The organism is Sphingomonas lycopersici (genome assembly GCF_026130605.1).
Lineage (GTDB): Bacteria > Pseudomonadota > Alphaproteobacteria > Sphingomonadales > Sphingomonadaceae > Sphingomonas > Sphingomonas lycopersici.
In genome coordinates this window covers 231,564-243,313 of sequence record NZ_JANFAU010000005.1, presented here as the reverse complement: position 1 = coordinate 243,313, position 11,750 = coordinate 231,564, and the positions used below count along the sequence as shown (strand labels likewise).

General features: G+C 69.6%; 7 protein-coding genes. 4 read left to right on the top strand and 3 right to left on the bottom strand.

Annotation, left to right across the window (positions count from 1 at the left end; all coding sequences use genetic code 11):
• Nucleotides 1-22: 22 nt before the first annotated feature.
• Nucleotides 23-2,929, top strand: coding sequence for a hybrid sensor histidine kinase/response regulator (locus NED98_RS12705; protein ID WP_265313254.1), 2,907 nt, complete (start codon nucleotides 23-25; stop codon nucleotides 2,927-2,929).
• A 36-nt stretch (nucleotides 2,930-2,965) separates the two neighbouring features.
• Here the strand turns inward: NED98_RS12705 and NED98_RS12700 are convergent, their stop codons facing one another.
• Nucleotides 2,966-4,627 carry an alkaline phosphatase family protein gene (locus NED98_RS12700; protein ID WP_265313253.1) on the bottom strand — a complete coding sequence of 554 codons (1,662 nt, stop codon included), beginning with the start codon at nucleotides 4,625-4,627 and terminating at the stop codon, nucleotides 2,966-2,968.
• A 47-nt stretch (nucleotides 4,628-4,674) separates the two neighbouring features.
• Here NED98_RS12700 and NED98_RS12695 point away from each other — a divergent pair, with 47 nt between their 5' ends.
• Entirely contained in the window at nucleotides 4,675-6,693 is a 2,019-nt protein-coding gene (locus NED98_RS12695) for a protein-disulfide reductase DsbD family protein (RefSeq protein WP_432423322.1), read from the top strand.
• A 44-nt stretch (nucleotides 6,694-6,737) separates the two neighbouring features.
• On the opposite strand, the gene NED98_RS12690 is transcribed toward NED98_RS12695, so the two are convergent.
• Both NED98_RS12690 and NED98_RS12685 read right to left on the bottom strand, forming a co-directional pair.
• Nucleotides 6,738-7,508: an arginyltransferase gene (locus tag NED98_RS12690; protein WP_265313252.1), complete on the bottom strand. Its 771-nt coding sequence runs from the start codon at nucleotides 7,506-7,508 to the stop codon at nucleotides 6,738-6,740.
• Between the two features lie 249 nt (nucleotides 7,509-7,757).
• Entirely contained in the window at nucleotides 7,758-9,002 is a 1,245-nt protein-coding gene (locus NED98_RS12685; protein WP_179510890.1) for a threonine ammonia-lyase, read from the bottom strand.
• 218 nt (nucleotides 9,003-9,220) lie between these two features.
• Here NED98_RS12685 and NED98_RS12680 point away from each other — a divergent pair, with 218 nt between their 5' ends.
• Both NED98_RS12680 and NED98_RS12675 read left to right on the top strand, forming a co-directional pair.
• Nucleotides 9,221-10,060, top strand: coding sequence for an NAD(P)-dependent oxidoreductase (locus tag NED98_RS12680; RefSeq protein ID WP_265313251.1), 840 nt, complete (start codon nucleotides 9,221-9,223; stop codon nucleotides 10,058-10,060).
• A complete protein-coding gene (locus NED98_RS12675; RefSeq protein WP_265313250.1) occupies nucleotides 10,057-11,727 on the top strand; it encodes an amidohydrolase in 1,671 nt (556 codons plus the stop codon). Before NED98_RS12680 ends, NED98_RS12675 begins: the two co-directional genes overlap by 4 nt.
• The last annotated feature ends 23 nt before the right edge of the window (nucleotides 11,728-11,750 follow it).

The following is an 11,750-nucleotide window of genomic DNA, read 5'->3' as shown; positions in this document are numbered from 1 at the left end:
AAGGGGATAGTGCTCTGCGGCGATGAACGGAACGACCGTGGATCCGCGCTGGGTTGCGCATCAGCTCGCCGGCGGCGGGGCGCTGGCTGAGATGATGCTGGCGAAGGACTGGTCGTCTTCCCCGCTCGGGCCGATCGAGCACTGGCCGCGCGCGTTGCTCGGCGCGATCAGCCTGATGCTGCCCGCCGGCGCGGAGATCGTGCTCTTCTGGGGGCCGGACTATGTCGCGCTCTACAACGACGCTTATGCCGCGACGATCGGCGACCGGCATCCGACCGCGCTCGGCCGGCCGGGGCGCGAATCCTGGCGCGAACTGTGGGCGTCGCTCGAACCGATGCTGGCGCATGTCCGCGCCACCGGCGAGACCTATCACGCCAAGGACCGGCCGTTCCCGATCGAGCGCGACGGCGTTCGCGAGGAAGTCTATTTCGACATCTCCTATTCGCCGGTTCGCGAAGATGACGGCGCGGTCGGCGGCGTGCTGTGCATCGTCTCCGAAACCACCGAGCGGGTGCGCGCGGCGCGCGCGGTGGCGGAGGACAAGGCGCGGCTGGCGCAGATGTTCGAGGAAGCGCCGGGGTTCATCGCGGTGCTGCGCGGGCCGGATCATCAGTTCGATCTGATCAACCTCGCGGGCCGCGAGCTGATCGGCGACCGCGACGGCGACGTGCTGGGGCGGCCGGTGCGCGAGGTGCTGCCCGAGCTGATCGAACAGGGCTATCTCGCGCTGCTCGATCAGGTGCGGACCACCGGTCAGCCCTATCGCGGGAGCGGGGCGGCGGTCGCGTTGCGCCGCCGTCACGATATCGAGCCGGAGGTCCGTTACGTCGATTTCGTCCTCCAGCCGCTCGTCGACGCGAACGGCGCGATGGACGGCGTGTTCGTTCAGGGCAGCGACGTCACCGACCGCCATCTCGCGGAAAACGCGCTGGCGCTGAGCCGCGAATCGCTCGAGCTGGCGACCGAGGCCGCCGGTGCGGGCACCTGGGACGCCGATCTCACCGGGGCGACGTCGCGGGTCAGCTGGTCCGATCGCGCCAAGGCGATCTTCGGCGTCGCCGCCGGGCAGGCGATGAGCATCGACGATTTCTACGCCTTGCTCCATCCCGACGATCTGGGGCGGGTGCGCAGTGGCCTCGATGCGGCGACCGATCCGGCGGTGCGCGAATTGCTCGATATCGAATTCCGCATCTTTCGTGCCGATACGGGGGAGATGCGCTGGCTGGCGGCCACCGGGCGCGGCATGTTCGCCGATCAGGCCTGCATCCGCGCCGCGGGGACGGTGATCGACATCACGCGCCGCCGGCAGGACCGCGAGGCGCTGCGCGAGAGCGAGGCGCGTTTCCGCAACCTGTCGGACAGTCTGCCCGCGCTGATCTGGCAGACCGACGAGCTCGGCAATATCGTCTTCGCCAACCGCTTCTTCGAAACCCTGCTGGGGGTGTCGCCGGCCGAGATCATCCGCGATGGCTGGACCCGGCTCTATCTGCCCGAGGATCGGCCCAGGATGGGTGAGGCGCGGATGCGCATCTTCGCGGAGCGCCGACCGGTCGGCGGCGACTTGCGGCTGATGACCGCGAGCGGCGATTCATGCTGGGTCCATGCCGAGGCGCGCGCGCGGATGGTCGATGGCGTCTATCGCGGTTACGTATGCTGCGCGGTCGACGTCAGCGAGGCGCATCTGGCGGGCGAGGCCCTGGAGCGGCGGATCGCCGAGCGCACCCAGCAGCTCACCGAGCAGATCGCCGAGCGGCAGCGGGTCGAGGCGACCTTGCACCAGATGCAGCGGCTGGAGGCGGTGGGGCAGCTCACCTCGGGCGTCGCGCATGATTTCAACAATCTGCTGACGGTGGTGCTCGGCAATATCGCGATGCTGGAGCGCACGCTGGGTGCGGCCGGGGGTGATGCCCGGACGATGCAGCGGCTGGAGCATGTGCGGATGGCGGCGGAGCGCGGCGCGACGCTGACCGCGCAATTGCTCGCTTTCTCGCGGCGGCAGCGGCTCGAGGCTAAGGTGATCGATCTCAACGCGTCGATCGCCGGGATGCGCGAGCTGATGGAAAGCTCGCTCGGGCGCGCGATCACGATCGATACGCGCCTTGCCCCCGGGGTGTGGCCGGCCTTGGTCGACCCAACCCAGTTCGAGCTGGTGGTGCTCAATCTGGCGATCAACGCGCGCGACGCGATGGGCGCGGCGGGGGGCACCGTCACCGTCACCACCGCCAATGTCGTGCTCGGCGAACCGGCCGCGCCGGCCGATCCCCCTGCGGGCGATTATGTGATGGTCGCGGTGTCGGACACCGGCGAGGGGATGACCGAGGCGGTGCGCGCGCGGGTGTTCGAGCCCTTTTTCACCACCAAGGCGGTGGGCAAGGGATCGGGGCTCGGGCTGGCGCAGGTCTATGGCTTCGTCAAGCAATCCGAGGGCGGGGTGCAGATCGAGACCGCGGTGGGCGAGGGGACGACGGTGCGCGTCTATTTGCCGCGCGCGGCGGGGGACGCCGGGCGGCCGGCGGTCGATCCGGTCGGGGCGAACGGCACGTCGGTCGCGGGGCGGACCGTGCTGGTGCTCGACGACGACGATCACGTCCGCGCGGTGACCGCGCAGGAATTGCGCGACGCGGGCGCGACGGTGATCGAGGCGGCCGACGGCGCGAGCGGGCTGATCGAGCTGCGCAGCGCCGCGACGATCGACGCCGCGGTGGTCGATTTCGCGATGCCGGGAATGAACGGCGCCGAATTCGCCGCGCATGCGCGTGGGCTCGATCCGCACCTGCCGGTGCTGTTCGTCACCGGCTATGCCGATCTCGAAGCGCTGGCCCATGCCGGCGAGGATCGGGTGATCCAGAAGCCGTTCGCCCCCGGCGCGGTCGCGCGACGGCTGGGGGAGATGCTGGCGGGGGGATCGCGACCTGACGGCCGCACTTAGCCCGTCACGCCGGCTCAAGCCCGGGGCGACGGGAGGTCAGCGCGGACAGGTCGACGCGGCGGTCGCATCCAGATCGAGGCAGCGCCCGTCGAGCCCGCTGACCGGCAGCCCGATCGTCGCGGCGAGCGTCGGCACGATATCCACCGTCTCGACCGACAAGGGCTGCTCGAACGGCGCGATCCCCTTGCGCCAGAACAGGATCGGCACGCGGCGGTCGTAATCCCACGGGCTGCCGTGCGTCTCGACATAGCCCGGGCCGGGGACCGGGATCGGGGTGACGCGCGGCTTGGTCAGCAGCAGGATGTCGCCCGACCGTTCGGCATCGAACGAGGCGCGCGCGCGCTCCAGCAGCGTCCAGTTTTCCGGCGGCCCCTTGGGCATCGGGGTCGCGGCGATCTGCTCGCGGGTCAGCGCGGCGGCGATCTGCGGCATCGCGGTGTAGCGCCGCACCGCCTCGGCGATCACCCTGGCGCGCTTCGCGGCGGGGACGTCGTTGGCGACATAGACGTCGCTCTCCGCCGCGATCAGCACCGGGCCGGCGATGCCGAGGTCCTTGCCGATCTCCGCCCCGACCTTCTTGGGCGAAAAGCCCGCATCGAGCCGGGTTTCCATCGGCATCGCATGCTGCACCTGGCGTTCGGTGAGATCGTGCGCGCCGTGATCGGCGGTCAGCGCGACCTCATAATCGACCCCCAGCCCGTCGAGCGCGTCGAAGAAGGTTTCCAGCGCGAGATCCAGCTCGTTCATCTGGATGCACATCTCGCTGCCCTGCGTGCCATAGCTATGGCCGACATAATCGGTCGCGGAGAGCCCGACGATCAGCAGATCGGGCGCCGCGCCGGTGCCGAGCTTCATATCCTTGGCGAGGCCATAGGCCATGCCGAGCACCGCGGTGTCGATCGCCGGCGAGGCGCGGAAGCCCTTGGCGTCGCCCGCCGCGCGCTCGAACCGCCCGGTGCCGAGCGTCAGCGCGCCGGCCTGCACCGGGCGCGCGATCGCCGCGCACCAATTGGGCAAGGGCAGCGGCCCCTGCGGCTTGGCGATCAGATCGGCGACCGCGGTCTGTGCGCGCACGACGGTCGGCGGCGCCTTGCGATCGGCGTAGGAGGCGAAGGTCTTGCCGTTCCAGAACCACAATTCATCGACCTTGTGCCCGCCCATCATGATCGCCGCGCGATCCTTGCCGGCGACCGAGACGACGCGGGTGGCGGGATTGGCCGCCTTCATCATCTCGCCCAATGTCGGGACCTTCAGATGCAGGTCCGAGGCGGTATAATCGTCATGCGTCGAGCCGGGGACGCGCTCGTCCTCCGCGCAATAGACCAGTTTGTCGGCGCGCCCGGCCTTCTGGTCGACCCAGGTATTGGCGATGATCCCGGTATGTGCGGGGCGCATCCCCGTCAGGATCGTCGAATGGCCGGGGCAGGTCTCGGTCGCGGCATGGCTCTGATAGCCCGAGGGGAAGACCACGCCCTGCAGCAGCCGCGCGAACCCGCCGGTAAAGCGGTTGCGATATTGCGCGAACAGATCGGCGGAGAATTGGTCGACCGAGATCGCGACGATCAGCTTTGGCGGGGTGGTCGGCGCGGGCGCGGCGGCGGGGGCTGCGGCCGGCGCGGGGGCTTGCTGCGCGGCCACCGGCAGCGCGATCGCGGCGGACATCAGGGCAAGGGGCAGGGCAGCGATCCGCACGTTCATCTTCGGTCCTTGGTGCAATTGGTCGGGCACGGTATGTCCGCGCCATGATGGCGAGACAAGCGTGGTTAGCGGCATTTCTGGTCGGGTTGATGACGCTGTTCGCGTTGCGCGCCGTCGCGCAGGAGCAGCATCTGGCGATGCGGCTGGTCGCGGAAAGCGCGCAGCCGGCGCCGGGCAAGGCGGTCACACTGGCCTTCGATGCGGATCCAGCGCCGGGCTGGCACGCCTATTGGCAGAATCCGGGCGACGCGGGGCTCGGCACGCGGCTCGAATGGACGCTCCCCGCCGGGATCACCGCGGGCACATTGCGCTATCCGATCCCGGGGCGGCTGACGATCGCCGGCCTGATGAACTATGTGTTCGAGCATCGTTTCGCGATGCTGGTCGATCTGAAGATTCCGCCCGGCCTTGCCGCGGGCACGCGGCTGCCGGTGAAGGTGAAGGCCGATTATCTCGTCTGCACCGATCAATTATGCGTCCCCGAGACGCAGACGCTCGAGACTATGCTGACGATCGGCGACGGCGCGGTCGACGCGGCGACGCGCGCGCGGTTCGACGGCTGGCGGCGCGCGCTGCCGCAACCGCTGAGCGCGACCGCGACCTGGGCGGCGAGCGGCGGCATGTTCCGCCTCGCGGTGCCTTATCCCGCCGATGCGCCGGTCAAGGATGCTTATTTCTACGCCGCCGCGGCCGGCGCGGTGGATTATGCCGCGCCGCAGAAGGTGGGGCGCGACGGCGACCGGCTGGTGATCGAGACCAAGGCGGCGGCCAGCCCCGTCTCCGGGCGGATCGAGGGCGTGCTCGCGACGGGGGAGGGGCGCGGCCTCTCGGTGGTCGCGATGCCGGGGCCGGTCGCGGCGCTGCGCGATACCGGCGGCGCGTGGGGCGGCGCGCTGGTGGCGTTCGCCGGGGCGGTGCTCGGCGGGCTGCTGCTCAACATCATGCCGTGCGTCTTCCCGATCCTCAGCCTCAAGGCGCTGAGCCTCGCGCGATCCGGCGAGACCGCGGGTGCCGCGCGGCGGGAGGCCTTGGCCTATACCGCCGGGGTGATCCTCGTCTGCCTCGCGCTCGGCGGGGCGCTGCTCGCGCTGCGGGCCGGGGGCAGCGCGGTCGGCTGGGCCTTCCAGCTGCAGGACCCGCGGGTGATCGGCGCGCTGCTGCTGCTCGTCGCAGCGATCGCGTTCAACCTCGCCGGGCTGTTCGAACTGCCTACCCCGCGCTTCGCCGGCAGCGGCGGGGCGAGCGGGGCGTTCATGACCGGCGCGCTCGCGGCGTTCGTCGCGACGCCGTGCACCGGGCCGTTCATGGGGGTGGCGCTCGGCGCGGCGCTGGTGCTGCCGACGCTCGCCGCGCTGCTGGTGTTCGCCGGGCTCGGGTTCGGCATCGCCTTGCCCTTCCTGCTGATCGGCTTCGTTCCCGCGCTGCGCCGGCTGCTGCCCCGGCCGGGGGCGTGGATGGCGCTGGTGCGGCGCATCCTGTCGGTGCCGATGTTCCTCACTGCGCTCGCGCTCGCCTGGGTGCTCGGGCGGCAGGCGGGGAGCGACGGGCTGACGCTCGCGCTCGCCGCGATGCTGATCGGCGCGCTCGCTTTATGGTGGACCGGGCGGCGCCAGCAGCGCGGGGCGAGCGGGGCGTGGTGGCCCGCGCTGGCCGCGCTGCCCTTTGCGCTGGCGGCGGTGGTGATGCTCCGTCCCGCCGCGGCGGCCGCGCCCGCGGCGGCGATCGCCGGGGCCGAGCCGTTCAGCGAGGCGCGGCTCGCCGCGCTGCGCGCCGAGCGGCGGCCGGTGTTCGCTTATTTCACCGCCGATTGGTGCCTGACGTGCAAGGTCAACGAAAAGGCCGCGATCGAGACCGAGGCGGTGGCGCAGGCGTTCGCCAAGCGCAAGGTGGCGGTGCTGGTCGGCGACTGGACCAATGGCGATCCCGCGCTCGGCCGGTTCATCGAGGCGAACAACCGCGCCGGGGTGCCGCTCTATCTATGGTACGCCCCCGGCGCCCCGGCGCCGCGCTTGCTGCCGCAGGTGCTGACCAAGGATATGCTGGTGGCGCTGCCCGAGGGACGTTGAGCGGAAAATTGATCCGTTGGGGAGTCCTGGTCTAACCTGCGGCCCTAAGCCGAAACCAACGCCGCCGCGCTGGCGGTTTCCTCTTCCGGCAGCACCGCCCAGCCGCGCGGGCCGAGCATCTCCATCGGGCGATAGCGCGTCTTATATTCCATCCGCGGCGAGCCCTTCACCCAATAGCCGAGATAGACATAGGGCAGCCCCGCGGTGCACGCGCGCAGGATGTGATCGAGGATGATCAGATTGCCCAGTCCCGGCCGCTCGGCGAGTTCGGTATCGAAGAAGCTGTAGATCATCGACAGCCCGTCCGCCTGCCGGTCGGTGAGGCACGCGCCGATCAGCCGGCCCTGCGCGCCGTTCACCGAAGGCTCGCGATATTCGACGATCACCGAATTGACCGGCGATTGCTCGATCATGTCGGCATAATCGCTCTCGTCCATCTCGGCCATCCCGCCGCCGGGGTGCCGCGCCGCGAGATAGCGGCGGAGCAATTGATATTGCTCGTCGGTCGCCCAGGGGCGGCACGCCGTCACCTCGAGATCGCTATGGCGGCGGAGCAATTTGCGCTGGGTGGCGTTGGCGGCGAATTCCTGCGCCACGACGCGCACCGAAACGCAGGCGGTGCACCCCGCGCACGACGGGCGATAGGCAACCGACTGGCTGCGGCGGAACCCGATCCGCCCGAGCGCATCGTTCAGCTCGCTGGCATGTGGGCCGGAAAGCTCGGTGAACACCTTCCGCTCCTGCCGCCCCGGCAAATACGGGCACGGTGCGGGACTGGTTACGAAGAAACGTGGAAAGCGAAATGGCGCCGTCACCGCCCAAACCCCCTGACGCGGCGTGACGATTCACGCTCGTGTCGGCGAAATATGAAGCGACTCGGCAATCGTGAAAAGCGTCTTAACCATGAAAAGGAGTTAATGCTGTCCCGCTTTGGCTGCGAGGGGCGTCCCCGTGCGCTAAATCTGGATCATTGGCTCCACCCCGGCGAAGGCCGGGGTCCAGCGTCGGGCCGGTCGCAACTGGACCCCGGCCTTCGCCGGGGTGGCAGGGGGATATGTATCCCGCTAACCCGCCTCGACCTGGCTCACCTCATAGCCGCCGTCGCGCAGCGCGCTGATCAGCCGGTTGAGATGCTGGCGGTCGCGCGCCTCGCATTCGATATCGGCGATCAACCCCTTGGCAGGAAGCGAGGTGAACACGCGCTGGTGGTACACCTCGATGATGTTGACGCGCTGCTCGTCGAAGATCCGCGCGACATTGTAGAGCGATCCCGGCTGGTCCTTGAGCCGGATACGCAGCCGCGCGAGCCGCCCCGATCGCGCCAGATCGCGCAGCAGCACGTTGGCGAGCAGCCGCGTGTCGATATTGCCGCCGCACAGCACGACGCCGACGGTCTTGCCGCGGAACCGCTCCGGGTGCTGCATCAGCGCGGCGAGCCCGGCGGCGCCCGCGCCCTCCGCGACGGTCTTTTCGATCTGGAGCAGCAGGCTCACCGCTTCCTCGAGGTTGCGTTCGGAGACGAGCAGGATGTCGTCGACCAGCGCCTTGACCATCCCCGCGGTGATCGACCCCGGCTCCTTGACCGCGATGCCCTCGGCCAGCGTATCCCCCGCGCACGGCATATGGGTGCCGTTGATGCGGTTGTACATCGAGGGAAACAGCTCGGCCTGCACCCCGATCACCTCGATCGGCCGCGCCGCCGCGCGCGCGACCGTCGCCATGCCGGAGATCAGCCCGCCGCCGCCGATCGGGGTGATGAAGGTATCGATCTCGGGCGCGTCCTCCAGCATCTCCAGCGCGACCGTGCCCTGCCCGGCGATCACGCGCGGATCGTCGAACGGGTGGACGAAGGTGAGCCCTTCGCTCGCCTCCAGCGTGCGGGCATGGGCATAAGCCGCGTCGAACGTATCGCCCTCCAGCACCACGGTCGCGCCGTGGCCCTGGGTCTGCGTCACCTTCACGATCGGGGTGGTGGTGGGCATCACGATCGTCGCCGGCACGCCCAGCCGGTTGGCGTGATAGGCGAGGCCCTGCGCATGATTGCCCGCCGAGGCGGCGATCACCCCGCGCGCCCGCGCGGCGTCGCTGAGCTGGAGCAGGGTGTTGAGCGCGCCGCGCTCCTTATAGGCGGCGGTGAACTGAAGATTCTCGAACTTCAGATAGACCGTCGCGCCGGTCAGTTGCGAGAGCGTGCGGCTGATGAGGGTCGGCGTGCGTACAATCGAGTCGCGAATCCGCATGTGCGCGGCGCGCACGTCGTCGATCGTGACGGGAAGCGATTCGTTGCTCGTTGCAAGGGTGGCCAACATAACCTCCATCTGGAGCGGCGCCGGACCGCCGCCCATTTGTCGTCATGCCGGACTTGATCCGGCATCCAGAGCCGCGAGCGACAGCATGCGAGGCTCTGGATGCCGGGTCGAGCCCGGCATGACGACATAAGACAAAACCGGAAACGCCCTTTTGGGCTGAATGCCGATCGGCCCTAGACCATCTGGCGCGCCGTGGAAACTCCGCCTAATCGACCTCTATGAAGATCGCATTCATCGGCACCGGCGTCATGGGCGCCCCGATGGCCGGGCATCTCGCCCGCGCCGGACACGACGTCACCGTCTACAACCGCACCCGCGCCAAGGCCGAGGCCACCGGGCTCAGGGTGGCGGACACCCCCGCCGCCGCCGCCGCCGGGGCGGATGCGGTGGTCGCCTGCGTCGGCAACGATGCGGATCTGGAGCAGGTGACGCTGGGCGAAAACGGCGCCTTCGCCGCGATGCGCGCCGAGGCGGTGTTCATCGATCACACCACGGTTTCCGCCGATATCGCGCGGCGGCTGGCGGCGGTGCGCGTGCTCGTCGTCGATGCGCCGGTCTCGGGCGGGCAGGCCGGGGCGGAGAAGGGCGCGCTCTCGATCATGTGCGGGGGCAGCGACGCCGCGATGGCGCAGGCGCGGCCCATAATGGAAGCCTATGCCGCGCGCATCGTCCATGTCGGCGCCGCGGGGGCGGGGCAGCAGACCAAGATGGTCAACCAGATCTGCATCGCCGGGGTGGTGCAGGGGCTGAGCGAGGCATTGCGCTTCGCGCAGGCGAGCGGGCTCGATCTCGACAAGGTGTTCGAGGCGGTCTCGGGCGGCGCGGCGCAAAGCTGGCAGATGGTCAACCGCTGGGGGACGATGGCCAAGGACGAGTTCGATTTCGGCTTCGCGATCGACTGGATGCGCAAGGATCTCGGTCTCACCCTCGACGAGGCGAAGCGCAACGGCGCGGTGCTCCCGGTCGCGGCCCTGGTCGATCAATTCTATGCCGAGGTACAGAAGATGGGCGGCGGGCGGCAGGATACCAGCGCCTTGGTGCGGAGGCTGCCGCGGTGAAGGCGGCGCTGCTGGCGGCGGCCGCCGCGCTCGTCCCCGTTCCCGCGCTCGCCGATGCGCTGATCGACAATGTCCAGGGCATCACGCTCGATCGCAACGGGCAGGTCGTCCGCTTCAAGGCGATCGTGATGGACAAGGACGGCAAGGTCGTGCGCCTCGTCCCGCCGAACGAGCCACCGCACAAGCCGACCAAGAAGGATCCCGGCCCGCGCTACGACTGGCGCGCGGACCTCAAGGGCAAGGTGCTGCTCCCCGGCTTCATCGATGCGCACGGCCATGTCGTCGAGCTCGGCTTCGCGGCTTTGTCGCTCGATCTGTCGGACACCAGGTCGCTCGACGAGGCCAAGGCGAAGGTCGCCGCCTATATCGCCGCCAACCCCGATCGGAAGTGGATCATCGGGCGCGGCTGGAACCAGGAGGTATGGGGGCTGGGTCGCTTTCCCACCGCCGCCGATCTCGATGCGATCTCGGCCGGGCACGCGGTCTGGCTCGAGCGCGCCGACGGTCATGCCGGCGTCGCCAACAGCATCGCGATGCGTGAAGCGGGGGTCACCGCCGCCACCCCGACCCCGACCGGGGGGCGGATCGAAAAGACCGCCGGCGGCCAGCCCGCCGGCACCTTCGTCGATGCCGCCAAGCAATTGGTCGAGAAGGTCATCCCGCAACCCTTGCCCAAGGAGCGCGACGCTGCCTTCCTCGCCGCGCAACAGGTGCTGCTCGGCTATGGCGTCACCGCGATCGCCGATATGGGGACGACGCTCGACGACTGGCTGAGTTTTCGCCGCATGGCCGATATCGGCGCGCTGCGCGTCCGCGTGATGAGCTATGCGATGGGGGTCGAGACCGCGAGCCGCGTCGGCGGCAAGGGGCCGACGCCGTGGCTCTACGCCGATCGGCTGCGGATGGGCGGGGTGAAGCTCTACGCCGATGGCGCGCTCGGGTCGCGCGGGGCGTGGCTCAAGGCGCCTTACGCCGACGCGCCGGGGCAGACCGGGCTCGGCTTCAACAGCGACGCCCAGCTCCAGAACCAGATGAGCCGCGCGGCGATGGACGGCTTCCAGGTCGCGGTCCATGCGATCGGCGATCGGGCGAACCAGCAGGTGCTCGATGCGATCCAGGCTCTGTCGGATACCTATGCCGGCGACCGCCGCTGGCGCGTCGAACATGCGCAGATCGTCGACCCCGCCGATCTGCCGCGTTTCGGTCATTTCACCACCATCGCCTCAATGCAACCGATCCACCAGACCAGCGACCGTACGATGGCCGAGGCGCGGCTCGGCGCGCAGCGGCTGGCGGGGGCCTATGCATGGAAATCGATGCTGGCGAAAGGGTCGAAGCTCGCCTTCGGATCGGACACCCCGGTCGAGAAGCCCGATCCCTGGGCCGGCTGGGCGGCCGGCTTCACCCGGCAGGACGCCGACGGGCAGCCCTATGGCGGGTGGCGGCCGGAGGAAGCGCTGACCCGCGAACAGGCGTGGTGGGCCTATACCGGCGGCGCCTCCTACGCGGGCTTTGCCGAGAACAAGTTCGGCATCCTTGCGCCAGGGCAGCGCGCCGACTTCATCATCGTCGACCGCGACCCGCTCAACGCCAGCCCGACCGAACTACGCAAGACGGTGGTCGAGCAGACTTGGATCGGCGGCGAGAAGGCGTGGGAGCGGAAGTAGCGCACCCGCTTTCCGTTCGCCCT

Coding starts and splice junctions, on each gene's coding strand:
- NED98_RS12705 (WP_265313254.1), top strand. CDS start 23: ATGAACGGAACGACCGTGGATCCGCGCTGGGTTGCGCATCAGCTCGCC.
- NED98_RS12700 (WP_265313253.1), bottom strand. CDS start 4,627: ATGAACGTGCGGATCGCTGCCCTGCCCCTTGCCCTGATGTCCGCCGCG.
- NED98_RS12685 (WP_179510890.1), bottom strand. CDS start 9,002: ATGTTGGCCACCCTTGCAACGAGCAACGAATCGCTTCCCGTCACGATC.
- NED98_RS12695 (WP_432423322.1), top strand. CDS start 4,675: ATGGCGAGACAAGCGTGGTTAGCGGCATTTCTGGTCGGGTTGATGACG.
- NED98_RS12680 (WP_265313251.1), top strand. CDS start 9,221: ATGAAGATCGCATTCATCGGCACCGGCGTCATGGGCGCCCCGATGGCC.